Source organism: Metamycoplasma sualvi (assembly GCF_045276925.1).
Lineage (GTDB): Bacteria > Bacillota_I > Bacilli_A > Mycoplasmatales > Metamycoplasmataceae > UBA710.
Genome location: NZ_CP174167.1, coordinates 291,690 through 318,218, shown reverse-complemented (window position 1 = coordinate 318,218; position 26,529 = coordinate 291,690). Strand labels below are relative to the sequence as shown.

The 26,529-nt window shown below is 23.2% G+C and carries 26 protein-coding genes, 1 pseudogene and 1 CRISPR repeat array; of the genes and pseudogenes, 11 read left to right on the top strand and 16 right to left on the bottom strand.

The genetic code is table 4. From position 1 onward, the window contains the following. Positions 1 to 223 precede the first annotated feature (223 nt). Positions 224 to 646 carry a hypothetical protein gene (locus tag ACJA29_RS01520; RefSeq protein ID WP_406602861.1) on the top strand — a complete coding sequence of 141 codons (423 nt, stop codon included), beginning with the start codon at positions 224 to 226 and terminating at the stop codon, positions 644 to 646. Between the two features lie 184 nt (positions 647 to 830). After that, positions 831 to 2,121: a CRISPR direct-repeat array (repeat unit 36 nt; unit sequence ATTTTGGTGTGATAATGTATATTAGTAGACTTTAAC). Positions 2,122 to 2,335: 214 nt separating this feature from the next. On the opposite strand, the gene ACJA29_RS01515 is transcribed toward ACJA29_RS01520, so the two are convergent. The 5 genes from ACJA29_RS01515 to ACJA29_RS01495 form a co-directional block, all read right to left on the bottom strand. Beyond that, entirely contained in the window at positions 2,336 to 2,707 is a 372-nt protein-coding gene (locus ACJA29_RS01515; protein ID WP_406602860.1) for a hypothetical protein, read from the bottom strand. A 138-nt stretch (positions 2,708 to 2,845) separates the two neighbouring features. Then, positions 2,846 to 3,190, bottom strand: coding sequence for a hypothetical protein (locus tag ACJA29_RS01510; RefSeq protein WP_406602859.1), 345 nt, complete (start codon positions 3,188 to 3,190; stop codon positions 2,846 to 2,848). 596 nt (positions 3,191 to 3,786) lie between these two features. Further along, entirely contained in the window at positions 3,787 to 4,173 is a 387-nt protein-coding gene (locus tag ACJA29_RS01505; protein ID WP_406602858.1) for a hypothetical protein, read from the bottom strand. A 606-nt stretch (positions 4,174 to 4,779) separates the two neighbouring features. After that, a complete protein-coding gene (locus tag ACJA29_RS01500) occupies positions 4,780 to 5,202 on the bottom strand; it encodes a hypothetical protein (protein ID WP_406602857.1) in 423 nt (140 codons plus the stop codon). A gap of 110 nt (positions 5,203 to 5,312) precedes the next feature. Beyond that, positions 5,313 to 5,537: a hypothetical protein gene (locus ACJA29_RS01495; protein WP_406602856.1), complete on the bottom strand. Its 225-nt coding sequence runs from the start codon at positions 5,535 to 5,537 to the stop codon at positions 5,313 to 5,315. A 226-nt stretch (positions 5,538 to 5,763) separates the two neighbouring features. On the opposite strand from ACJA29_RS01495, the gene ACJA29_RS01490 reads away from it, so the two are divergent. Beyond that, positions 5,764 to 6,372 (top strand): hypothetical protein, encoded by a 609-nt coding sequence (locus ACJA29_RS01490; protein ID WP_406602855.1) that lies wholly within the window; start codon positions 5,764 to 5,766, stop codon positions 6,370 to 6,372. 293 nt (positions 6,373 to 6,665) lie between these two features. Here the strand turns inward: ACJA29_RS01490 and ACJA29_RS01485 are convergent, their stop codons facing one another. Both ACJA29_RS01485 and ACJA29_RS01480 read right to left on the bottom strand, forming a co-directional pair. Beyond that, entirely contained in the window at positions 6,666 to 6,788 is a 123-nt protein-coding gene (locus tag ACJA29_RS01485) for a hypothetical protein (protein WP_406602854.1), read from the bottom strand. Between the two features lie 262 nt (positions 6,789 to 7,050). Continuing rightward, the gene (locus ACJA29_RS01480; protein WP_406602853.1) at positions 7,051 to 7,215 is read right to left on the bottom strand and encodes a linear amide C-N hydrolase; all 165 of its coding nucleotides are present in this window, start codon (positions 7,213 to 7,215) and stop codon (positions 7,051 to 7,053) included. 156 nt (positions 7,216 to 7,371) lie between these two features. On the opposite strand from ACJA29_RS01480, the gene ACJA29_RS01475 reads away from it, so the two are divergent. The 3 genes from ACJA29_RS01475 (at position 7,372) to ACJA29_RS01465 (ending at position 9,550) form a co-directional block, all read left to right on the top strand. Then, positions 7,372 to 7,893, top strand: coding sequence for a hypothetical protein (locus ACJA29_RS01475; protein ID WP_406602852.1), 522 nt, complete (start codon positions 7,372 to 7,374; stop codon positions 7,891 to 7,893). A gap of 177 nt (positions 7,894 to 8,070) precedes the next feature. Then, entirely contained in the window at positions 8,071 to 8,760 is a 690-nt protein-coding gene (locus ACJA29_RS01470) for a hypothetical protein (protein WP_406602851.1), read from the top strand. Between the two features lie 112 nt (positions 8,761 to 8,872). Then, the gene (locus ACJA29_RS01465) at positions 8,873 to 9,550 is read left to right on the top strand and encodes a hypothetical protein (protein ID WP_406602850.1); all 678 of its coding nucleotides are present in this window, start codon (positions 8,873 to 8,875) and stop codon (positions 9,548 to 9,550) included. A gap of 611 nt (positions 9,551 to 10,161) precedes the next feature. Here the strand turns inward: ACJA29_RS01465 and bsh are convergent. Beyond that, positions 10,162 to 11,124, bottom strand: a complete 963-nt coding sequence (gene bsh, locus ACJA29_RS01460; protein WP_406602849.1) for a choloylglycine hydrolase — start codon at positions 11,122 to 11,124, stop codon at positions 10,162 to 10,164. Positions 11,125 to 11,256: 132 nt separating this feature from the next. Here bsh and ACJA29_RS01455 point away from each other — a divergent pair, with 132 nt between their 5' ends. Continuing rightward, entirely contained in the window at positions 11,257 to 14,781 is a 3,525-nt protein-coding gene (locus tag ACJA29_RS01455; protein WP_406602848.1) for a hypothetical protein, read from the top strand. 185 nt (positions 14,782 to 14,966) lie between these two features. Here ACJA29_RS01455 and ACJA29_RS01450 read toward each other — a convergent pair whose 3' ends face one another. After that, positions 14,967 to 15,431 (bottom strand): RpiB/LacA/LacB family sugar-phosphate isomerase, encoded by a 465-nt coding sequence (locus ACJA29_RS01450; RefSeq protein WP_406602847.1) that lies wholly within the window; start codon positions 15,429 to 15,431, stop codon positions 14,967 to 14,969. Positions 15,432 to 15,607: 176 nt separating this feature from the next. On the opposite strand from ACJA29_RS01450, the gene ACJA29_RS01445 reads away from it, so the two are divergent. The 5 genes from ACJA29_RS01445 (at position 15,608) to ACJA29_RS01425 (ending at position 20,144) form a co-directional block, all read left to right on the top strand. Next, positions 15,608 to 16,711: an IS30 family transposase gene (locus tag ACJA29_RS01445; RefSeq protein ID WP_406602846.1), complete on the top strand. Its 1,104-nt coding sequence runs from the start codon at positions 15,608 to 15,610 to the stop codon at positions 16,709 to 16,711. Positions 16,712 to 16,868: 157 nt separating this feature from the next. Next, positions 16,869 to 17,012, top strand: coding sequence for a 50S ribosomal protein L34 (gene rpmH, locus ACJA29_RS01440; protein ID WP_406602845.1), 144 nt, complete (start codon positions 16,869 to 16,871; stop codon positions 17,010 to 17,012). Beyond that, a complete protein-coding gene (rnpA, locus tag ACJA29_RS01435; protein ID WP_406602844.1) occupies positions 17,012 to 17,332 on the top strand; it encodes a ribonuclease P protein component in 321 nt (106 codons plus the stop codon). The genes rpmH and rnpA overlap by 1 nt, the downstream gene beginning before the upstream one ends. Before the next feature lie 25 nt (positions 17,333 to 17,357). Next, positions 17,358 to 19,640 carry a membrane protein insertase YidC gene (gene yidC, locus ACJA29_RS01430; protein WP_406602843.1) on the top strand — a complete coding sequence of 761 codons (2,283 nt, stop codon included), beginning with the start codon at positions 17,358 to 17,360 and terminating at the stop codon, positions 19,638 to 19,640. Between the two features lie 168 nt (positions 19,641 to 19,808). Further along, a complete protein-coding gene (locus ACJA29_RS01425; RefSeq protein ID WP_406602842.1) occupies positions 19,809 to 20,144 on the top strand; it encodes a hypothetical protein in 336 nt (111 codons plus the stop codon). Positions 20,145 to 20,238: 94 nt separating this feature from the next. Here the strand turns inward: ACJA29_RS01425 and ACJA29_RS01420 are convergent. The 7 genes and pseudogenes from ACJA29_RS01420 to ACJA29_RS01390 all read right to left on the bottom strand — a co-directional run. Then, positions 20,239 to 20,454 (bottom strand): annotated as a pseudogene (locus ACJA29_RS01420) (phosphopentomutase); the annotation flags it as partial. 270 nt (positions 20,455 to 20,724) lie between these two features. Further along, on the bottom strand, positions 20,725 to 21,258 hold the full coding sequence (locus tag ACJA29_RS01415) for a hypothetical protein (RefSeq protein ID WP_406602841.1): 534 nt from the start codon (positions 21,256 to 21,258) through the stop codon (positions 20,725 to 20,727). Between the two features lie 3 nt (positions 21,259 to 21,261). Beyond that, positions 21,262 to 21,708, bottom strand: a complete 447-nt coding sequence (locus tag ACJA29_RS01410; protein WP_406602840.1) for a Panacea domain-containing protein — start codon at positions 21,706 to 21,708, stop codon at positions 21,262 to 21,264. Between the two features lie 88 nt (positions 21,709 to 21,796). Further along, complete coding sequence (locus ACJA29_RS01405) at positions 21,797 to 22,999, bottom strand: HNH endonuclease (protein ID WP_406602839.1); 1,203 nt, start codon at positions 22,997 to 22,999, stop codon at positions 21,797 to 21,799. After that, complete coding sequence (locus ACJA29_RS01400) at positions 23,000 to 23,410, bottom strand: hypothetical protein (protein ID WP_406602838.1); 411 nt, start codon at positions 23,408 to 23,410, stop codon at positions 23,000 to 23,002. Positions 23,411 to 23,812: 402 nt separating this feature from the next. Next, a complete protein-coding gene (locus tag ACJA29_RS01395) occupies positions 23,813 to 25,003 on the bottom strand; it encodes a phosphopentomutase (protein WP_406602837.1) in 1,191 nt (396 codons plus the stop codon). Between the two features lie 298 nt (positions 25,004 to 25,301). After that, positions 25,302 to 26,333 carry a hypothetical protein gene (locus ACJA29_RS01390; protein WP_406602836.1) on the bottom strand — a complete coding sequence of 344 codons (1,032 nt, stop codon included), beginning with the start codon at positions 26,331 to 26,333 and terminating at the stop codon, positions 25,302 to 25,304. Between the last annotated feature and the right edge of the window lie 196 nt (positions 26,334 to 26,529).

Here is a 26,529-nt window from a genome sequence, read left to right as displayed (position 1 = left end):
AGAAACTCCTTATTTAATTATTGACAACAAAAACATTAGATGAAAAAATGTTATTTATATTAATGAATTAACAAAATATGAAGATTTTTTATCTTTAAATAAAAATGGATTTATTTACAAAAAAATTATTGAAAAAATAGCTGACAATGTTTTAATTAATCAAAATTTAATTAATAAAATAATTACTGAAATTAATCAAGAAATAGGAATAGAAGACTTTTTATTGAATCAATATGATTTACCAAAATTAATTGCAGCAACTTTTGAATTAAATGATTTAGGTTATATTGATGATGATAAATTAATAGATATTCTAAATAAAATTGAATATGATGAAAAGAAATTAATTATATTTGATAATGTTTCATACATAAATTATGAAAAATGTAAAAAATTAATGAATAATTTTAATATTTTAATAGTTTGTTCTGATATTAGAGAAATAATAAATAATTTTTCATTATTAGAAATATGTTGTTTTATATATAATAATTCCATTTTTGATGTAATAAATGTCGAAAAATTGATTTCTTTTTTAGAAATTAAAACATCTCTTTCAATAAATGAACAAGATCTAAATAAATATTTAGAGTTTTCTAATGATCAAAAGAGCTCAATTATCAATTTTTATTTAAAAAATATCTAATTTTTTATAAAAAACATCTAAAAAAAGCAGTTTTTTGTAAAAATTTGACATTTTGGTGTGATAATGTATATTAGTAGACTTAATCTAATGATCAAAAGAGCTCAATTATCAATTTTTATTTAAAAAATATCTAATTTTTTATAAAAAACATCTAAAAAAAAGCAGTTTTTTGTAAAAATTTGACATTTTGGTGTGATAATGTATATTAGTAGACTTTAACACAAGAGTTTTTAGTATGTAGTAGAGGTATATTTTGGTGTGATAATGTATATTAGTAGACTTTAACAAAACAGGATGATAGGAGGACACAATATGAAATTTTGGTGTGATAATGTATATTAGTAGACTTTAACGAATACACAGGGAAGTATTTTATATTCAATATTTTGGTGTGATAATGTATATTAGTAGACTTTAACGCTTCTTGATAACCAAAAACTGATTGATTAATTTTGGTGTGATAATGTATATTAGTAGACTTTAACTGCTCTAGGTCATCCAAAGCATCCATTAAGATTTTGGTGTGATAATGTATATTAGTAGACTTTAACAAAATAAATAGTATATAATAAAAATATGTAATTTTGGTGTGATAATGTATATTAGTAGACTTTAACGGTAGATACGACTACCAACAAAAACATTTTATTTTGGTGTGATAATGTATATTAGTAGACTTTAACTTGTTCCTAATAGATTAGTTTGAAAAGATTATTTTGGTGTGATAATGTATATTAGTAGACTTTAACCCTTTTATCGCATACAAAACATTTAGCGTAATTTTGGTGTGATAATGTATATTAGTAGACTTTAACGAGATTATGATTTTTACAACTCGGGAGCTTATTTTGGTGTGATAATGTATATTAGTAGACTTTAACAAAAAGAAAAAGAAATATTTAATTGAATACATTTTGGTGTGATAATGTATATTAGTAGACTTTAACACGTATTAAATCTAAATCAAAAACAATATGATTTTGGTGTGATAATGTATATTAGTAGACTTTAACATAAAAACGCGTTTTACGTTAAACAAATAGATTTTGGTGTGATAATGTATATTAGTAGACTTTAACATGGAGCACAATTAAAAGCAATAGAATTAGATTTTGGTGTGATAATGTATATTAGTAGACTTTAACATATTTATATATGTAATGTAATGAAATGGAATTTTGGTGTGATAATGTATATTAGTAGACTTTAACTCAACAAGAGAATAAAACAACATATACGAGATTTTGGTGTGATAATGTATATTAGTAGACTTTAACTAACTGAGTATTTAGCAAAACATGTATGGGATTTTGGTGTGATAATGTATATTAGTAGACTTTAACTCTTCCATTAAGTTTTGGACTTCTTCAATCATTTTGGTGTGATAATGTATATTAGTAGACTTTAACATTGATTACATGCAGGACCTATTGGACCATATTTTGGTGTGATAATGTATATTAGTAGACTTTAACGTTATTCAAATTTTCAAATATAAATTAAAGTTTCATATAATTTAAGTGTTCTTTTTCTTGTTTATTTATTTTACAAGGACAACCAGAGAGAAATCTCTGGTTTTTTATTTATCGGTATTTAATTTGGTAACTTTATGCCCAACTAGGAGCTTTTTTATTTGCTATCCAATTATATATAATTAAAAAAATATTACTTTAGGTCTTTATAAATAAATTATTTTTTATGATTTGTAATTTTTCTAAAATCATCTTTATGAAAAGATTCAAGAACACTTAGTCTTTGATCAACTTTATGTAGTCTTTGATCAACTTTATGGTTGAATTCCTTTTGTTCTTTTATAAAATCAACTACTGAATTATTAAATTCCTTTTGTTCTTTATTAAATTCCTTTTGTTCTTTAACAAATTCTGTCATATCTGACATAAACTCTAATACTTTATTTTCAAAAGATGATTTTTTCACTTTATCTTTATCTCCAGTAATTTTAATTTTATAAGATTTCTTTGTTTCTTCTACTAATTCAATTTTAGGATCGTTAGATAGATTTAATAATTCATTCATCTTCTTTTTACTAATAATAGACATGATTTAAATTCTATCAAATTACTTTAAACTTAATAATTAAATACTTTTTAATCTATATTTAACTAAATTATTAAAATAATTAAATTTTATTTTTATTAGAATTCTGATTGGATATTTTTGTTTTTTTTGTTAAATAAATTACTTTAAATTTTTTAATTCTTTTTTAATAGTTGGAAGTGATTGAATAATATCTAATTTATCTTCGATAATATTTAATCTTTGGTCAACTTTATGATTGAATTCCTTTTGTTCTTTTATAAAATCAACTACTGAATTATTAAATTCCTTTTGTTCTTTCATAAATTCAGTCACATCTGACATAAACTCTAATACTTTATTTTCAAAAGATGATTTTTTCACTTTATCTTTATCTCCAATAATTTTAATTTTATAAGATTTCTTTGTTTCTTCTACTAATTCAATTTTAGGATCATTAGATAGATTTAACAATTCATTCATTTTTTTCTTACTAATAATAAACATGATTTAAATTTTATCAAAGTTGAAATAGAAATATATACTAATTTTCTTTAATTTTCTTCTTTTGTTATTTAATCTATTAAGATAAATATTTACATCATAATAATAGATCTTATAAGAATAATTTTTCATTCTATAAAGAATCTGATAATTTGTTCATTAATGTAAAGATAAAATTAATTTTTTCTAATTCTTTTTCAGATATAAATTGAAGCATCATATAATTTAAGTGCCCTTTTTCTTGTTTATTTATTTTACAAGGACAGCCAGAGAGAAATCTCTGGTTTTTTATTTATCGGTATTCATTTTGGTAACTTTATAGATTAAATAAAATATCAATCAAAAAGTGTTCATTATGAGACAATTTATTTAGTTTTTTTTGACATCCTTTCCACTTTTTTTGGGTTGGAGAGGATTTTTTAATATTAAAAAATCACAATCCGACCTTTAATAATTTTAATAATTATTGGTGTTGCGATTGTGATTACAATTTGGGAAAAAATCAAAATCATATTTTGGTTTTCTTAATTTTTATTTATTATAGAATATTGTTTTTTTTCATATCAAATATTGTTGACTTCAAAAAAGATTAATGTAATTTATTCTAAGTTTTTTAATTCTTTTTTAATGGTTGGCAATAATTTAATTTGTTTTACATCTTTTTCAAGAGCACTCAATCTTTGATCAACTTTATGTAGTCTTTGATCAACTTTATGGTTGAATTCCTTTTGTTCTTTTATAAAATCAACTACTGAGTTATTAAACTCTTTTTGTTCTTTCACAAATTCATTCATATCTTTCATAAATTCTGTCACACCTGACATAAACTCTAATACTTTATTTTCAAAAGATGATTTTTTCACTTTATCTTTATCTCCAGTAATTTTAATTTTATAAGATTTCTTTGTTTCTTCTACTAATTCAATTTTAGGATCATTAGATAAATTTAATAATTCATTCATCCTTTTCTTACTAATAATAAACATGATTTAAATTTTATCAAAGTTGAAATAGAAATTTATTCCTAATTTTCTTTAATTTTTTTCTTTTGTTATTTAATCTATTAAGATAAATATTTAAATCATAATAATAGATCTTATAAGAATATTTTTTTATTCTATAAAGAATCTGATAATTCATTCATTAATGTAAAGATAAAATTAATTTTTTCTAATTATTTTTCAAATATAAATTAAAGTATCACATAATTTAAGTGTCCTTTTTGTTATTTATTTATTTATTTTACAAGGACAGCCAGGGAGAAATCTCTGGTTTTTTATTTATCGGTATTTAATTTGGTAACTTTATAGATTAAATAAAATATCAATCAAAAAGTGTTCATTATGAGACAATTTATTTAGTTTTTTTTGACATCCTTTCCATTTTTTTTGGGTTGGAGAGGATTTTTTAATATTAAAAAATCACAATCCAACCTTTAATAATTTTAATAATTATTGGTGTTGCGATTGTGATTACAATTTGGGAAAAAATCAAAATCATATTTTGGTTTTTTTAATTTTTATTTATTATAGAATATTGTTTTTTTTCATATCAAATATTGTTGACTTTAAAAAAGAGTAACGTAATTTATTCTAAGTTTTTAATTCTTTTTTAATGGTTGGCAATAATTTAATTTGTTTAACATCTTTTTCAAGAACACTTAATCTTTGGTCAACATTATGTAGTCTTTGATCAACTTTTTGATTGAATTCCTTTTGTTCTTTCATAAAATCAACTACTGAATTATTAAATTCCTTTTGTTCTTTGTTAAATTCTTTTTGTTCTTTTATAAAATCAACTACTGAATTATTAAATTCCTTTTGTTCTTTAACAAATTCTGTCATATCTGACATAAACTCTAATACTTTATTTTCAAAAGATGATTTTTTCACTTTATCTTTATCTCCAGTAATTTTAATTTTATAAGATTTCTTTGTTTCTTCTACTAATTCAATTTTAGGATCATTAGATAAATTTAATAATTCATTCATCTTTTTCTTACTAATAATAAACATGATTTAAATTTTATCAAAGTTGAAATAGAAATTTATTCCTAATTTTCTTTAATTTTCTTCTTTTGTTATTTAGTCGCAAAAGATAAATATTTACATCATAATAATATAGTTTATAAGAATAATTTTTTATTCTTATGATAACAATACATTTTAGTTTTAAAAAACATCTTTCTTATTGTCTCCATAGAATGATTAGTTGCTTTTGAGATGAATTCATATTTTTTCACAATTTTTGGGATGTAATTTTCTTTTGAAGAATCTGATAATTCATTCATTAATGCAAAGATAAAATTAATTTTTTCTAATTGTTTTTCAGATATAAATTGAAGTGTCACATAATTTAAGTTTCCTTTTTGTCTTTATTTATTTTACAAGGACAGCCAGGGATAAATCTCTGGTTTTTTATTTATCGGTATTTAATTTGGTAACTTTATAATATAATTATTTTTATTAATAATAATATAATTATTTTTATTAATAATAATATAATTATTTTTATTAATATAATTAATTTTGGTGTTATAATATATATTGTTACATTTTAACAAAAGGAAGGTAAATATGAAATTAAAACAATTATTAATTAGTACTGCAAGTATTGCTGCTTTAGCAGTGGTTCCAATGTCAATTGTTTCATGTGGAAACAATAACAACAATTCAGTAGAAGGATTGCCTCCAGCAAATGGTGGAGATAATAACACTGGTGGAGGAGATAATTCAACTCCTGGTACTGGAGATAATAACACTGGTGGAGGAGATAATTCAACTCCTGGTACTGGAGATAATAACAATCAAGAGCCTGCTATTAAATATATTGATGTTGATAGTAAAAATGCAATGGTAGCACATATCTTACAAGATCCATATATTGTTTCTGAATTTATTAAACAAGTAACAAGAAGACAAGTTAATGGAACAGTGACTCATGTTCAATGAACTACACAATTAACATCAATAGAACCTGGTAGTGTTGAACATAAAACAGATGGAAGTTACCATTACTACAATGTTAAAAACCTTACACTTACAATTAAAGCAGGAGCAGTAGCACTATATTATTCAGTTAATGATGCAGAGAAAAGAGACACTGTTTCAGGAAATGGATCTTGAACTATATCTGTAGACCTTCACTTTAGAAGTACAAAACAAATTACAGATATAAGTAACTAATATATTAATATGAAAGCAACTTATCAACAGTTGCTATGATTTTGGTGTGATAATTTATATTGTTACATTTTAACAATAAAGATTCTAAATTACTTATTTCTTGATATATTAATTGATTGCTATATTATTTACTTTAGATGATGAAATAGTTGAATAATAATCTAATTGATAAATATCTCTAAATGATTGATCAAATGTGATAATATCCTTTTGAATTTATGACAATTTTTCATTAAACTGTTTTACTACATATTAATCAAATTTTAAAAGAGCTAAATGATGCTCTTTTTTTTTTAATAAATTATTAGTTCATTAATATATGAATTAATTAATGATGAATGTATTCCTTTATCTCTATTAGCAATGTTAATATCTGCTAATCTATGATAAGAACCATCTAATTTCTCTCTATTCATATATCAATATAATTAGTTAATGTTTGATATAAATATAACAAATTATCTTTATTAATGTTTCTATTTTGAGAAATATGTGCCAAGGCATTATAAGCATTTTAAATCATTTTATATGAATTGTCAATGCTCTTTCTATTTATGACATCATTAATCGTTTTTTTGATCAACAAAAGATTCTAATCTAACATTAACAAACAAAAATTAACAAGCTATTTCTTTTTCTTTTATGCAAATAGGAGAATATTCATTAAATGTTGATATATTAGACCAAAATAATAATATTAACATTTTGTAAAATTTTTTTAACTTCATCAACTGATGAACATGAACCTAATATGTAAGGAATAAATTCAAAAGGTGTTACATTGTTTTTGTCATTCTGTTTTTCAAAATATTTTGCATAACCTTTAAAATATAAACCAACCATAAACTAAAGTATTAATATGTGGTATCACTCAACCAATTTTGGTGTGATATTGTATATTAGTAAACTTTAACTCTTAGTTGCTATTACTCATATTAATAGACATTTTGGTGTTATAATTTATATTGTTACATTTTATTTAACAAAAAGAAGGTAAATATGAAATTAAAACAATTATTAATTAGTACAGCAAGTATTGCTGCTTTAGTGGTGATTCCAATGTCAATTGTTTCATGTGGAAACAATAACAATAATGCAGTAGATGGATTGCCACAAACACCTGGCAATGGAGATAATAATAATTCAAGTAAATATATTAATGTTAATAGTAGAGATGGAATAGCAGCATATATCTTAGCAAATAGTGATATTGTTTCTGAATTTATTAAACAAGTATTAAAAAGACCATCATATAAGACAGTACCGTTCTCTCACCAATGAACTGATAAATTAACATCACTAGTATATGATAACAATATGGAAACTACTAATGATGATATATACACTTACTACAATGTTAAAAGTATTACATTTACTTATGCAGCAGGAGCAATTATAAATTATCAATTTTATGAAAATAACACACTTCAAAAAGGAATTATTTCAACACCAAATGGAGGAGTTATAACTTTATCTGTAGACCTTCAATTTAGAAGTAAAACAGACCTTTCAGTGGCTTAGGTAGCTAATATATTAAAATATATTAATATGAAAGCAACTTATCAATAGTTGCTATGATTTTGGTATGATAATGTATATTAGTATACTTTAACTCTTGGTTGCTATTAGTCATACTAATAGAGATTTTTGTGTTATAATATATTTTGTTACATTTTATTTAACAAAAAGAAGGTAAATATGAAATTAAAACAATTATTAATTAGTACAGCAAGTATTGCTGCTTTAGTGGTGATTCCAATGTCAATTGTTTCATGTGGAAACAATAACAATAATGCAGTAGAAGGAATACCTCCAGCAAATGATGGAGATAATAAACCTGGTGAAGATAATAACAATCAACCTGGCGGATCAACAGGCGGATCTGACAATGCCGGAGATAATTCAACTCCTGGTAATGGAGATAATAGTAATTCAAACCCCGGCGGATCAACAGGTGGATCTGACAATGGCGGAAATAATAACAATCAACCTGGTTGAGATGTTGATACTTCAAGTAAATATATTAATGTTAATAGTAAAGACGGAATGGCAGCATATATCTTAGCAAATAGTAATATTGCTTTTGAATTTATTAAAAAAGCATTAAACAGACCATCATATAAGACAGTACCGTTCTCTCACCAATGAACTGATAAATTAACATCACTAGTATATGATAAAGGTATGATAACTACTAAAGATAATAATTACACTTACTACAATGTTAAAAGTATTACATTTACTTATGTAGGAGGACCAGTTCTAAATTATCAATTTTATGAAAATAATACACTTCAAAAAGGAATTATTTCAACAAGAGACGGAGGAGTTATAACTTTATCTGTAGACCTTCACTTTAGAAGTAAAACAAACTTTATAGGTGGCTAAGGTAGCTAATATATTAAAATATATTAATATGAAAGCAACTTATCAATAGTTGATATTATTTTGGTATTATAATTTATTTTGTTACATTTTATTTAACAAAAAGAAGGTAAATATGAAATTAAAACAATTATTAATTAGTACAACAAGTATTGCTGCTTTAGCAGTGGTTCCAATGTCAATTGTTTCATGTGGAAACAATAACAATAATGCAGTAGAAGGATTGCCTTCAACACCTGGTGAAGATAATAACAATCAACCTGGCGGATCTGACAATGATGGATCTATCAATGGTGGAGGTAATTCAACTCCTGGTAATGGAGATAATAGTAATTCAAACCCCGACGGATCAACAGGTGGATCTAATAATGGTGGAGATAATAATAATCAAAAACCATTACCTCCAATTGATGAACCTATTTATATTGATGTTAATAGTAGATATGACATGGAAGACTATATCTTAAGTAATATTCATATTATTTCTGCTCTTATTAAACAAGTAACACCATCATTTAATAACATAATGTTTTATTTTGAATGAAAAACTGTACCACAACTAGCATATGATAGTGGTATGTGAATTACTAAAGAAGGTGAATACACTTATTATAATGTTAAAAATGTTAAATTTACTTTTTCAACTTCAGGTGAAATTCTAAAATATCAATATGTGGATGCTCAAGGCAATAAAATGACAGCATATATTTCAGGAATCCAGTCTGTTACTGTATCTGTAGACATTCACTTTAGAAGTACAACAGACTTTATAGGTGGTGGCTTAGGTAGATAATATATTAATATGAAAGCAACTTACCAATAGTTGATAGCTTTTGGTGTGCTAAAGTATATTGGCAAAATTTAACAATAAAGATTTTTAACAAGCTAATATAGTTACTTTATTGAATATGATTTAATACACTAGATATAGATAGTTAATTAAAATATTTATTGTTAAAGTATACTAATATCTTTTATCAACAATTCTGGAATAGAACTTCTTTTAGAATAATTTTCAAGAGCCATATGATTTTTATTACTTTTACTTTTTTCTTTTTTTTAAATTTAATTTAACATTTGATTTAAAAATAGTATGTTTTATATGGTTTACATGAAGGTGAAGCTAAAATTATATCTGGTTAAGAATAAAATCATTCAATGATAAACAATTTTTTATAAAATATTTTGCTTTATCATTGAATGTTACGTTATTAATACTAATTGATCAAACTTCTCAATTAATGTTATTAAAACATTTTTAATAGCTTTTTATATCATGATACAAAATCATCATATAAAGCTTAAATAATTAAAGCTCTTTCTCTTTTCTATTTGAAGTAGTTATTTTTTTTAAACATATATATTGATATATTGCACAGATATTTGTATAAATATAGCTTTCGTTTATTTAACTCATTTAATATCTTGTTTTAATTCAAGATCATATGATGTTAATTTATTTTTGTCATAACTATTATTTAGTGATATTGCTGTCAATCTATTATTTGAATAAGTTTTATAATAAAGAGTTTTATTATTAAAATCATAACAATCAGAATAAACAGTTAATTCATTCTTATTTTCATGAGCATGCACTGTACCTCTTGTTTGAGCAACAGAATCTAAAATATGAAAAAATTGACTAATATCTTCATCATTATTATTTGATGTAGAAACTGAATTAGTAAAAGCTGCTCTTACAAAACGATCTTGTGATGTAAGAGATCCTGGTAAACCTATTGTTCCAGCTCCATTAGAAATAATTTTAATATTAGAATCAAATAGATTTGTTCTAGAATCAGGTGATATATTAACATAATTATTCATATTTTCTAAATGAAAATTAAATCTAGGGTTATTAGTTAATGTTTTGTAAGGATTGTCATAAATTTGTAATCCATCACTTGTAGATTCCACTACAATACATTGTTTATCATCGCAAATTATTCAATGTAATGGGGTTAGAGGTATTTCTTTGCTAAATGGAATATCAACAATATTAACATTTTGTAAAATTTTTTTTGCTTCATCAACCGATGAACATGAACCTAATATGTAAGGAATAAATTCAAAAGGTGTTACATTGTTTTTGTCATTCTGTTTTTCAAAATATTTTGCATAACCATTAAAATATAAACCAGCCATAAACATTCCTTTTTCATTCATAGCATCATAAAATAATGGATATTCATTTGCAATCATCCCCATTCCTATAAGGGAATATTTAATATCAATATTTTCATTATTAGATTTAAATTTTAATAAATAATTTTTTGGCATGATTATAACTTTTGTTCATGGTAATTCATATTCAAGATCCAAATTTCTACCATAAAAATTATTTTTATATTTTATTGCAGTACACATATTAACTCTCCTTGTACATTTAATATTAATTATTATTTTAATCTAATATTATTTTAATATTATTGATAATCAAAATAACTAATATATTTTATTAATTAATTCTATATTAAATTTGTTATTATAATAATTATTATGGCTAAAAAAAGTAGATTAGAGAAGATTTTAATAACCACTTCAATTTGTCCTTTATTTTTATTACCTGTATTAATCAACAATAAAGATCAAATTTATTTAACATTTAAAAGTGCTATTAGTAATGTAGATGACAATATTTATCCTACAGCTAAAGTGGGTCCTCTTTATGATGTGCAAACTTTAAGAAAAGTAACCAATGATGCAGATGCAATTAATGTTTTGTTTTTGGGTGATAATTATGGTCCTAATGAAAATCCAAATACATTTTCAGATTTTATACATAAAAATGTTGTAATTCCTTGATTGTCAACAACTTATCCTAGCACTTATAATGAGTATAAAACTCAAACTCATTTAAATTGAGGAACAAGAATACCATTTCAAACATATTTGAATGATAAAATTAATGTATATTCAATTCAACCCAATTTCAAAGATAATAATAGTATTGTAAATAGTAAAGATACTTTTTTGGGTATGTATACTACATCAAGTTCATCTTCTTCGCATATTTATATGCCACTTAGTGGATATACTAAAGTAAATGTATTAAATTATGATTTATCTAACAATTTTTTACAAGATGGTGGAATTACTACTCTTGCTACTACTGCAGTAATTAGAAATAAAGGAGATGGTAGAGCTAATGCTCCATCTCTTTATTTAGCCACAACTGCAAACCATTCATCAACTCACATTCATGAAATGGGACATTCAATATGAGGATTGGCTGATGAATATGATGGAAATCAACCAACTGGTGTAAATAGAATTCAAATAACAGATACTAGTGAAGAAAATATTTCTTGAAAAGAATTTTTAAATTTTAGAGGAGTTGGATTAGTACCAACTTCTACTCCTGCTACAAAAACAAATCAATATATTCCTTCAGGTGAGTGTACAATGTTAGATTCTCATCAACCTTCTTGAGATTTTTGTGAAGTTTGTCTTCATCAAATAATTAAAAGAGGAGTAAATATTACTCAAAATGAATATTTTTATATTGCCGATCCTCAATTAACAATTTCAGATGATCGACCAACATATTCAGATATTTTTTATTCTACAAGTTATTTACGAACAATAGAACTTTATGATTTTAATATTCAAAGAGGAAAAAATAAACATTTAGATTTTCGTACTGTTGTAGATAATATGACTACTAAACCAAAAAATATTAAACTAAGAGTTTATGTTTCAGGAAACGGTGGGCTTCAAGAATTTTCAGAAACTTATCGCATAGAACCGGGAGAAATAAAACAATTAAAATTAATTACCTCTAACACTTTGGGAGAAGTAAAAAGTGAAGTTAATAAAATTATTGGTGAAGTTATTGATAGTGATACAAATGAAGTATTAGCAACTAATTATGATCGTTTAAATTATTATTATTTAAGTCAAGAATATAATTGGGGTCAAAATTTTGGTAAAAAACTTCATACTGTTACCATTAATTTTTTAGATAGTAAAACAAATCAACCACTTCCAAATATTAAACCTTCTATTTTAATTAAAAGAAATGGAGAAAAATTTAAATTAGAAAAAATTTTATTCAATGGATATCGTTTAGATGAAACAAAAAGTAAAATTGATAATAAAGATATTGCTATAAATGGACAAAATCTAGTATTTAATTATTATTATGATGCATTACCTTCTAAATCTTTAAAATTAAAATTAGTAGATGATAGCAATAAAGTTGTTAAAGAAAAATTTGTTAAAGTGTATCAAGGTCAAAAATTTATTCCTAAATCATCAGATTTCTTCTTGTACAATTTGGAAACCCTTAATGATTCAAATAATGAAAATAATAATTGAAATAACTCAGTTATATCACCTGATCAATCATACTTATATGAAGGAATAACTGATAATCAAACTGAAGTAATATATAGAATTAGTCCAGAATCTCCAACATATGTAATTGCAAAAGATATTGAAATAATTCAAGGAGATGATTTGCATTCTGCATTAATTAATGATGTTAATAAAAAATTCAAAATGGGAATTTTAGAACACGACTTTGTTACTAATGTCTATAATCAATCTATTATTTATTCTAATATAGATACATCCACACCAGGAGAATACTTTTTTGTATATTATTTTAAAAATAATATGGATATAAAAGAGTCGCATCATTCTTTATTTAAAATTAAAGTAATTGTTAAAGAAAATCAAAATCCTAATTTTGTTGCAAATCCATTAGAAGCTGAAAAAAATAGATTACAAAGTTATAATTATTTATGAATTGATCAGTTGGAAAATTATAAAGGCTATATGCAAGATTTTGAAGCTATTAATCAAAATAATTTATTAACAAACATTAGTAATTTCAATTTAAATTATGGTAAATTTAATTATGAAGTTTTAGAATTTAAAAAATTATATCCAAATGTAGATGGTGAAACTTTTCTAGGATATAAATTCAAAATTAAAATTACTGATAAAACATCAAGAGCATCAGTAGTAACAGATTATTTTACTAAAAATATTTGATTAAAAGAAGGTGCTCCAATTACTCCACCAACTGAAGAAGTTGAAATGCAAAATGAAATTAATAGAATTAATTCTTTATCATTATCATTGAAAAATCCAATTTTAACTCAAGAGGAAGTTAATAATATTAATCAAAACAACATTTTACAAAATATTAATGGATGAGTTCAAACAACAGGATTTATCTATGAAATAATTAATTTTAATAATTCAAATAATCAATTTACATTTAATATTAAAGTATCAAAACAAAATGTAACCATAACTAAAACATCTAATTTATTTACTTTGTCTTATCAAATCAAATCAGAACAATCTGAACAAGAGTTATTACAACAAGAAATTAATAGAATTAATAATTTAACTTTATCTTTAGCTAACAATGCTTTTAGTCAACAAGAAATTGATCAAATTAACAATTCTAATTTTGTAAATAATTTATCAAATTGAAATTTAGTTACTTTAAATTCAAGTAAATACAACTATGAAATAACTAGTTTTGGTAAAGCAAATAATAAATTCACTTTTAATATTAAAGTTACTTTAAAAAATGATTTGACTATTTCTAAAACTACAAATCAATTTAATTTGAATTATCAAATAACTACAAATATAAATCAAGCATTAAAAGAAGAAAAAAATAGAATTGATCAATTGGATTTAAGTGTCAATAAGCAATTTAATCAAGATGAAATAAATGGAATTTTAAATGATCCAAATAGCATTACTAAATATCTAAATAATTGAAATGGTAATGATAATCAATTTGATTATCAATTTATTGTTAATCAATTATCAGAACCAGATAATCAATTAGGTTTAACTTTAACTATTCAAATCAATGATAAAAATAATCCTAGTGAATATCTAAGTTCTAGATCGTTTGTTTTAAGTTATAAACCATCTAATGCATCAAATAATCTAACTACAGTTATTTTAGCTTCTACTTTAGCACCAGCTGGAGCAATAGCTGCTGGTGTTGGTGGAACTGTTATCTATAAAAAGAAAAAAAGAAAATATTAAAACAATTCTATTAGATAACTATAAAAGAGACTAATTATAAAAGATATAATTATTAAACAAGTATTAAATCTAGATGCAAGTACTATGCAGCAAGACAAGAGGCTTGTGATTATTTGATTAATAACAAAAAATGAGTTATTGATTACGAAGATGATTTATTTTCAGGTGAAACACAATTTTTAAATTTAAATATCTTTTTTTAAGTGTTTGTTATTAATTGATACAACTTTTTCTACACGATTAGTATATTTTTTCTCATTAGCAAGATATTTAGTATTTAATCAAGTTTTTACAATTTCAATAGCGATAGCTTCTCCAATTACTTTTCCTCCAAGACATAAAACATTGGTATTGGAATGAGAAGAAGCTAAAGAAGCTACAAATGGATCTTGAGCAACAGCTGCATAAACCCCATAAATTTTGTTAGCTATCATAGCAGAACCATATCCTACTCCATCAACAAAAATCCCTTTATCACATTCTTTTTTAGCAATTGCTAAAGAAGCTGGATAAATAAAATCAGGTAAATCGCAACTTTCTTCTTGATTAGTTCCAAAATCTATTACTTCATGTCCTAATGATAGTAATAATTCTTTGATTGTTTCTTTTAATTTGTATCCAGCATGATCACATGCAATAGCTATTTTCATATTACCTCTTTTTGTATTTTTCTTGTATTATTTTTAATGCTAATATTATATTTTATTTTTGATTAGCAATAAATTTATAAATTTACCAAATTAAATACCGATAAATAAAAAACCAGAGATTTCTCCCTGGCTGTCCTTGTAAAATATAAAAAAACCGAAAAGGACAACTAAATTATATGAAACTTCAATTTATATTTGAAAAAGAATTAGAAAAAATTAATTTAATTTTTGCATTAATGAATCAAATATCTGATTCTTCTCAAGAAAACTTTATTCCAAAAATGATGAAAAGATATGAATTCATCTCAAAAGCAACAAATTATTCTGTTGAAACAATTAGAAAAATGCTTTTTAAAACTAAAACTTATTGTTATAAAAAAATAAAAAATTATTCTTATAAACTATATTATTATGATTCAAATATTTATCTTAATAGATTAAATAATAAGAGAAAAAAATTAGAAATAATAAAACAACAAAATTGCTTATCTAAACACTTAGAAGTTGCTAAATTGATAAGAACAGTAGCTAAAGCAACCGGCAATAAAACTTCTGCCAAAACCTTATCCAAGATAATCAAAGAGAAATTAGGATTATATTATTCTCCAAAGCATTTATATCACTTAATTAGGCAAAATAAAATGAGTGGAGTAACATTAAGAATATTTCCATACCTAAAGCATGGTAAATACTATAAAAAACCCCATAAAATAGGCAAAAGAGTAATTGCAATACCCATTGATCAAAGAGATGAAATTATCAATAAAAGAATTAGATATGGTGATGTTGAAGTAGATACTGTAGAAGGAACTAAAACTGATAATAAATATCTTTCTACAATGATTGATCGAAAATCTAGAAGATTATCCATAACTATTTATGAAAATAAACAAAGTGATGAATTTTTAAAAGCAGTAGAAAATAACATCGAAAATATGAATCAAGAAATCAAATCGATTACATCAGACAATGGAACTGAAAATTATGACCTAGTTAAATTAAATATTCCATGATTTTCCACTAATCCATATTCTTCTTGACAAAAAGGTTCAATTGAACAAAAACATAAGCAAATAAGAAAATTTATTCCAAAAGGCAAATCTTTCAAAAATTTAACCCAAGATGATTGTGATCTAATTGCACTTGTAATTAATGCAAAAACTTATTTACAAAATACTAGTAAATACAAATTGGGAACCACCGTTACTCAAGAAGAGCTACAAAAATACTTTAAATTATTAGAAAAGAAAGACACCCACCGAATATTTCAACTTTGATAAATATTGTAAAATTATGAAATACAAGGAATTATCGGTATTGAAATTGGTAATTTTATAATTAGCAATAAATTAATTAAATATAAAATATTTTGATAAAATATTTAAACATTATATTATTAATATTTAATATTCAATTTATTTAAAAGAAAGGAAAGTCATGAAAAGAACATATCAACCTAACAAAAGAAAACATGCAAAAGTTCATGGATTTAGAGCTAGAATGGCTACAGCTAGTGGAAGAAAAGTTTTAGCTAATCGTCGTGCTAAAGGAAGAGCTCATTTAACCGTTTCTAGTCACTAATGAAAAAAGAAAATATTCTAAAAAAAAATTTAGAATTTCAAAAAATAATTAATAAAAAAAAACAAATCATTAATAAATATTTGATTATTTATTATGTAAAAAGTGATCATTTTGAAATAGGTATTTCTATTCCAAAAAAATTTATTAATGCAGTTAAAAGAAATTTTATTAAAAGACAAATTAAATGAATCTTAGACTCATATGTTGAATATAAGAATATTAAATATAAATTAGTATTAATTGTTAGAAAAGAGTATTTATCTCTAACAATTGATGAAAAAAAAGAGCAAATTATAAAAATGTTTCAAAAATTTAAATAATTAAAATAAATAGGAATTTAATAAAGTGAAAAAAGCAAATGATAAAAGCAAAGAAAATAATAAACCTAAATTAGAAACTAATTCTTTTTCTTCTGCAAATAAAAGATCTAGTAAATTTGATTCACTTTTAAATCAATCATCAAGGCCTAATACTACAAACTTTAAAAGTATTTCACCTAGAGAAAGATTTAAAAAAATTTGAAAATGAATTTCTATTGTTATTTATTTATTTTTAGCAGGTTTAGGGATCACAGGATTTATTCAATCTTGTGTTTTAAGAACAAGTTCTACAGTTGGGTCCGGGGTTGAATTATACAATTCTAAAGATGATATTGCTCCTCATGTTAATACATATCAATTAGTAAAAACTCAAAAAACAAGCTATATATATGATCAAAATGGAAAAATAAAAATTGATGCTAATGGTAACTATGAAACAAGAGATGAAGATATTTATCAATTAGTTAAAGTAGAAAATGCTAACTATTTAACTCCAAGAGAAGATATTGTAGCAATTAAAAAGCAATTATTAACTGATTACAATCAAGACGTTGCTAATCTTTATGGAGCATATAATAATTATTCTTCAACAATTAGAATAATTGATCAAGATGGTAATGATATTACTAATATTGCTAATAATAGTCAATCATTAAATGCTAAAGGTTTAATTCAAGGTGATAATGGATATATTTTTATTAATGACAAAATATTACAATATTTAAATCAAGAAGGATTAGGATATCAATATAAAAATGTTCTACAAGATATTTGTTTATTTACAGTAGCAAGACCAGATAATTTTGATTCTTTATCTAATGAAGAAAAAGATCTTTATGGTTTAGGATCAACATCTATTAATAATGCTTTTGAAGCATATGAAATTATTAATAATCAACCATATAAAGTAGAAGTTGTTGGCGGACAATATGTAACAAAAGATGCTAATGGTGATGGAATTATTGATTCAGATACTTATGTTCAAATTACTGATTTAGAAAGAATTAATAATTTTAAATATGCTTTAAATGCTGAAGTGGCAACTTTAAGTAAAGATGCTGTTGGATTATTTAATTCAGAAAAATTTGCTCGTGATTATTATCAAACAATGAATAATTTGATTTTAAAAAATCCTCAAATGTTTTCTTTTTATAACAAAGTTCTTTCAGGTTCTATTAATTCTAATTCTAGCGTTCAAGATATTTATAAAGTTATAAGCAAAAGTAATTTACAAGGTTTAACTCAAAAATACAGAATTAATAATAATGGTATTGATCAAAGAGCAATAGATGCAAATTCTTTATTTACAATTGAACAAAAAAATGCAATATTGACATATCAAAATGAAATAGTTTCATTAATGACTCAATTAGGATTTGGAGTTAAAAAACAAGTCTATTCAGATGAAACATCAGATTATTATCCATCAACTCCTAATCAAGAGTTTGAAATTGTTTTCCAACCTCAAATAAATGATAAAAGAAATATTGTTTTAGGAACAGGATCAGCAGCACAAAAACCAATTTTTTCTTGAGGTGGAGCTTGAGGTCTAGGTCCATTTTATGGTTTAATTGTTTGACCTTTATCTTTTGTAATTAATGGTATGACTACAGGTTTAGGACCATTAAATGGTTGAGGTGGAGTTATTGCAATTGTTGTTGCAATTCTCTTAACAAGAATTATTGTTACATTATTTACTTATAAAACTTTATTCTCTTCACACAAACAACAACAATTGAATCCTAAAAAAGCTAAAATTGATGCTAAATATGCTCCATTTAAGGGTAATCGTGAAATGGAACAAAGAAAAAGACAAGAAATTGCTAAGTTATATAAATCTAATAATGTATCAATGGTTGATCCTTTAAAAGCTTTATGTATCTCAATGCCAATATTCTTTGCTGTTTGGCGGGTGGTTCAAGGAATACCAGATATTAAATCTACTACATGATTAGGAATTCAATTCTCCTTAACTTCATGAAAAGAATTGTTAAATGGTTCTTGGCAATATCTACCATTATTATTAATGGCTGCCGCAACACAAGCGCTTTCTCATTATTTACCAAGACTATTGAATCGGAAACGGATGAGTGAACGTTCCAATAAGGCTGAACAACAAGCTTTAAAACAAGCTAATAAAACACAAAATATTATTATGATAGTGTTTATAATAATTTCCATCTTGTTTGAGGCCGGGGTTCAGATATATTGAATTGTCGGTGGATTATGGCAAATTATGCAAGTATTAATAGTTCATCACATTGTTAAAGGTAAGTGGTACCGAACAAAAGGTTATAAATACTTATAATTGAAATTTAATATATTAAAGATCTAGATTTATATCTAGATTTTTTATTCATATTTTTATTGTGATATTAATACAAAGGAGATTAAAGTATGTAAACAGATTAAAAGATTTAAATATAATATGTTTTAATATTTTGCATTATTTTCAATTGCAGTAATTACTTATTGTTTGATTACTTCATGTTCTAATTCAAACAAAGAAACACAAAATGGAGACATTCCAACAAATGGATATATGTATGATACAACACATCAAATACCTTTTAATGAAGAAAGAGAAATCATGAGCTATGATGGTAATGCAACTATTTTAGAAATTCCTGAATATTTTGAAAGTTCTAAATATGGTAAATTACAAATTAAAAAAATAGGTGCTAATGCTTTTCATTCATTAGTAGAAATTGGAGATAGTGCTTTTTTATTCTCTAAATTAACTAAATTAACTCTTTCTAATTCATTCTCTCCAAATTATTTAATAAAATGTGGAATAAAAATCAATCTTTAATTTTAGTTATACATCTCTATAACTTGATAAATATAATTAAGTTCTATTTTTATATCAAATTAATGTTATTTTATATTTAAAAACTTAATCTATGTTAAATCAATTCATCAAATCTATCTTCACCTGTTTGAACTAGATCCAGACCAAAATTTCTAGCAATAATATTTCCTAAAGTTCCTAAACCTTGAAAATCATTTAATTTTTTAGGTTTTTTAAATGATTTTGAATATATTGTTGCCGGCAACATTTCTCTAGTATGATTATATGTTTTTAATGAAGGAGCTTTATCATAATTTGATGTTATTATCAAATAAATTACCTATTGATGACAATTGCTATTTAAACTTTTTAATTTATGTTTATTTAAATCGCTAAATTAAAAATAAATAAAGGAATATTTCAATAAAATTGAATAGATAATGTTGATATAAACTTTAAATATGTTGAACTATAGATATGATATTAGAAATTGAGAAAGTATTAATTGTTCATTACATTCTTAAAGACAAATGATATTGAACAGAGATTATAAAACAATCTAAAATTCAATACATTTAAAAACGAAATAATTTTTTAATTTTTATTTAATATTATTTTCTAAATGTTCTTTTATCTGTTTTTGTTTATGCTTAAAATTTCATCCATAAATTGCTTTATTATTATCAAAATTTTTATCTTTATTTTTGTAAATACAATGATTTAGATCAAATATAATTGGAATTATTGATTCAATATTATTCAAATCTTTATATTGTATAAAAATTAATCTTTCTTTTTTTGCTATTTTAACTTGATGGAATTTAATTTTTGAAATATTTTTATTTTCATAAAGTTGAACTAAATCTAAATATAATGAAGGATGACATTTTTTAATTATCTTAATTAAATCTTCTTTTTTATTATTTTCTATTGAATGATAATTTAGCGATTTTAAATTTGATTGCATATTTTTAAAGTTATCAATTTTATAAATAATAGAAAAAGTTTTTAATAAATTTTCTTGGCCAAATAATTTCTTGAAATATTCATCTATTTTATTTGTTGAAATTTTATTATGAAGATTTTTTGAATAATTAAATGAATGAAATTTTAATAAATTTAAATTAATTTTCATTTTTTATTCAAATTGAATAAATGTTTCATCTTCTTTTAAATATTCACGACAAATTTCATCTATACCCAAATTTCCTCTAGCATTAATTCATGATTTATTTCTATGACTTTCATTAATTAATCAACTAGCAGATTTGTTTTTATATTTATTAAATCATTTTCCATAAATTTTATCAATTTCCTTAATATCTTCATCATTTAAAATATAAGCTTCTTTTTCATCTTCTGATTGAAAATATGTTTGTAAATAATAGAAAGTTCTTTCATTTACAGGACCATAAATTCATGCTTGAAAATTATTTTCCTTATTAAAATAAGATTCGCTTTTTGTTTTACTATTTTCTTTCAACTCTTCAAATCTTAAAAAAAATAAAATTTTTTGAATTCTCAAAGGAGAATCTATTCCTTTTGATAATAAATATTTTGCTAAATTAACTATATTTTTTTCCATATTAATATCTTTTCCTAACCATTTATCTATTTATATATAGATTATACATTTTAATAAAATTGTTTTTCCTCTTTTTTAAAATTTAAAATTATTTAATTGATATTCTTCTTTGATGCTTGATTAAATTATTTTCAAACTCAGCAGTTTTTAATTCTATTGGAAAAATTTTTTTAATTAAATTTTCTGTTATATATTTATATGAATATTTTGAAGAAGATAGAAATTGCATATTCTCATAATCAAAAAATATCATTCCTTTTTCAAATTCTTTATCATGATTTGGACATAACAAAAATCCATTATCACCTGATATGATTTTCTCTATTGCTTTTTCTTTGTCTATTTCTTTGTTTAGATATTCTCTTTTAATATCTGTGACTCTATGAATATGAGAAGATATTAAGTTCTCAGATATATTATAATTACAAGCGAAACATTCATCAATGTTTATAAATTCATTATATTTTAATATAATTTTTTTATAAAATAATTGTTGATTTCTTTTTATAATGTCATCATTTTTAGAATTAATTAAATCATTAAAATTTATATTAATATCATTGTATAGTTGTTTATCATTTAAAATAATTATTTTATTTTTTTGAAAGTAATTTTTAATATTGCTATTGTTATTTAATTTTTCAATACCATTTAATGGAATAAAATAAATTCTTTTTTCTTTATTCATTTTCTTTGCAGCAATACATTCAATAAAAGTTCTTTTAAGATTGGCTCCATCACATTTCCCATAAATATAAATATCAGAATTCAATAATTTTATATAAGTGCTTTTATTTCCTTTATTTACATTTCTTATTTTATTTTTTAATTCAAGAAAATTTTTGATTGAAAAAAACTGTTCAATTTTTCCAAATTTATTGCTTATTTTAACATTCAATGTTGATAAAATCTTTAAATCAAATTTAATAGAATCTGAAAGAATTGCTTCTATATTTTTATCAAGATCAAATGGATTAACAGTTAAATATATTTTTAAATTTTTATTATTTGCATAAAAAAAACAGGAAGAAAAGTTTTGGGCAATAAAAGTGTTTCTAGATTTGGTTTTATTATTTGAATTTAATTTGCTTGCAAAATAAATTAAATGATCATCTATTACTAACCCTTGAAATCTATCCTCGATTTTTTTAAAACACAATTCATTGTTTATATTTATGAATTTTTCATATATTAAAATTTTTTGAATTTCACTAAATATTCTATCTTCAGAGACATTAATTAAATTAATCATATTATTAATAAAATTTTTAGAAACAAATATTGTTTTCATTTAGCAATATTCCTTATTATCATTTTTATAATTAACACCATCTCATACATTTATATCTTTTTTAAATAAGTCATTACATACTCACATAGATGCAAATGAAGGTCTATTTAATTTTAAAATATCATAGTTTTTAACATCTTTTGTAAAACACATTCTCCTTTTTAAATGTACATATTGAGGTCTTTTAAATTTTTGTAATTGATCACAAAATTTTTCGCTATTTAGACACTGAATTCCAAAAATTAATGCAAAAGGCTTGTTAAATTCAAATAATCTTTCCAATAATTTGTGTTTAAATCTAAATGGAGGATTAGAAACTATAATATCCCATTTTTTTGGTTCATATTTATAAAAATCTTTTCCTTCTCAAATATGTGAATAAACAACTTTGTATCCATGTAATTTAAACATTTTTACAAAATTGCTATCTTTTGTATCAAAAGGGCATCAAATTATTTTATTTTTATTTATTTTGGCTTGAATTATAAAATATTCTACATCTTCTTTTGTTGTGTATCATTCATCATCATTTTTATAATTAAAAGCATATTTAATTTTGGTTGAGTTTTTATAATTGTTATTATTAGAAATTAAAGAGAATTATTATTCTTTTATATAAATAAAAGAATAGTAATAATAAGTAATTAATAACTTCAAAATATTGATTTATTAAATAAATAAAATACATTTTTATATCACTAAACTATAATTTTGAATATAATATTTTATTATCTAAAAAATAATACAATGTATAAAAGGAAAAATATGAATAGTTCTAATAATAACAATTAAAAGAAATTTTATTATAATTATTTAAATCAATTCATCAAATCTATCTTCGCCTGTTTGAACTAGATCCAGACCAAAATTTCTGGCAATAATATTCCCTAAAGTTCCTAAACCTTGAAAATCATTCAATTTTTTAGGTTTCTTAAATGATTTTGAATAGATTGTTGCGGGCAACATTTCTCTAGTATGATTATACCCTTTGAATGAAGGATCGTTTCCATGATCTGATGTTATTATTAATAAATCATCTTCTTTTAAAGCGTTGATTAATTTTGCTAATTTTATATCAAATAAATTAATATTTTCAGCATATCCTTCTACATCACGACGATGACCATAATGAGAATCAAATTGTACTAAATTCACAAAAATAAATTCATTTGTAGTATTTTCTAAAGCTAAATCAATAGTTATATCCATTCCATTAGCATCACCTTCAGATGGATAATGTTGACTTATTCCTTGTCCTGAGAAAATGTCATTTATTTTACCAACAGCAATTACTTTAATTCCTTTTTTCTGCAATTTATCTAATATAGTATCTTCTTCTGGTTTAACAGAATAATCATGACGATTAAAAGTTCTAGTATACTTACCATCTTCTCCAACATATGGTCTTGCAATTATTCTTCCTACATTTCATTCAGGTTTAGAAGAACAAATTTTTCTAGCTTCTTGAGCATAACGATAAAGATTATCTAATCCCATGTGTTTTTCATGTCCGCAAATTTGTAAAACACTATCTCCAGAAGTATAAACAATAATTTTATTTTCATTAATTTCTTGATCTGCCAACTTATTGATAATATCTGTTCCACTAGCTGAACAATTACCAATAATTTTTCTACCATCAAATTTCTGTTCTAGTAATTGAATTAATTCAGGCGGAAATCCTGTATCAGTAAAAGTTGGAAATGGATGTTCAGTATAAATACCCATCATTTCTCAATGACCTGTTAAAGTATCTTTTCCATTTGATAATTCTTGAACTCTTGCAGTATAAGCAATTTGATTTTTAATCTTACCAGGATTTTTAATATTAGCAATAGAAGTTATTCCCATTTTCTTTCATGTAGGTATATCTAAAAGACCTGTTTCAGAAACATGAAACAATGTGTTTGCCCCTTCATCACCAAATGATTTTTGTTTTTTATCAGGACCAATTCCTAAAGAATCAGTCACAATCATAAATATTCTTTTAAATTTATAATCCATAAATGTTATTTTTAAATTCAAAATAAATTATATAATAGATACATTATTTTCTTTTAATAAATCTAATAAAATGTAAAAATTTTTTAAATTATTTAAAAATAAATATAAATTGAAAATATCTTGAAATCATTAATTACAAATAATAATCAATTGTTTTAAGACTCTATAGAATAAATTAAATTAGATGTTTGAGGAACTTTTTTATTATCCATTTTCTTATTTATTTTTTCTGTAACAATTTTTAAATTTAATAAATATTTAATAACTAGTTTTATATAAAAATTATTTTTGTAAAAAATTAATTGTTAGTATTAGTATTAGAGCTACTTTGTGTTTCTGTATAAGCTACTCATTTAGTTCTTTCTTTTGTTGTAGAATCTAAATCTATAAAATAAATATTAGCAACAGCTATTTTTGATGGGTTCATTCTTTTAAACACAATATTTCCTTTTTTATACTCTTGAGCATCCACTCAATAATCTATTCCAAATAAATATTCTCATGAACCTTCTGATAATAATATATTTGCAATAGATTTATTATTACTATAATCATAAGATTTTAAATCATAAGCCACAAATAAACACTCATCATCTGATGATAAAAAATCAACTGATTGAGTTGTATTTAAACTTTCTTGATAATCTTTAAATGAATCTAGCATAGAACCAAATATTAATTGATCTCCAGTTTTTCCTAAAGAATCACCCAATTGTTTAGCAGCATCAAAAGCTACAGTAGAAGAATTTCTTCATAAATTTTCGCCAAAAACAATTTCTAGACTTGAAGTGTTAGAATTAGTTACTTCATTTTTGTAACCTATCAATCTAACAGAAGCTGAAGAAGGTTGCAATTCAGCAACTTTAATCATTGGCAATATTAAACCTTGTGCTTTTCCAGTTGTTATTTCTATTTTGATATTTTCAAAACGGTAATTTAAACTATAAGAAACTTGCATAACATTTTGATAATTAGTTTGATAAAAATTAATGATATAGTTAAATGAAAAAGTAGAATTTACTCTATCATAAGAGAAATCTTGAATATCAAATAAAAATGATTGAACATCTTTTTCAGCTGTACTATCTGGACTAGTAGATGAAATAGAGCAAAGTGCTCCTTTAGCTGCATTTAGAAAAAGCATTTGTCTAATTTCCTCATCAGTTTGACTGTTAATAGTATCTTGTGCTCATTTTAAAACTTCTGCTTCTGTCTTAGATTCAGTTGTTGAAGTTTTAATATTTGAAAAAGATTTATGTAATTTGTTTTCTGTATAATAACTTGTAACATCAAATATTGAAATATATTTTGAAGTAGCATATGGAGACATACCTAATTCTACATTAGAACTTGTTATAGAACTATTTTTGCTAACTTCACAACTTACTGCAGATATTGCAACAACAGGTATAGTTAATAAAGAAGATAAAGCAAATATTTTTTCATATTTAAAATTAAAATAAACCTTTCATTTTTAATATATTTTTAAAGTTTTAAAAAATTATTTTGATTTTTTTATTTCTTTT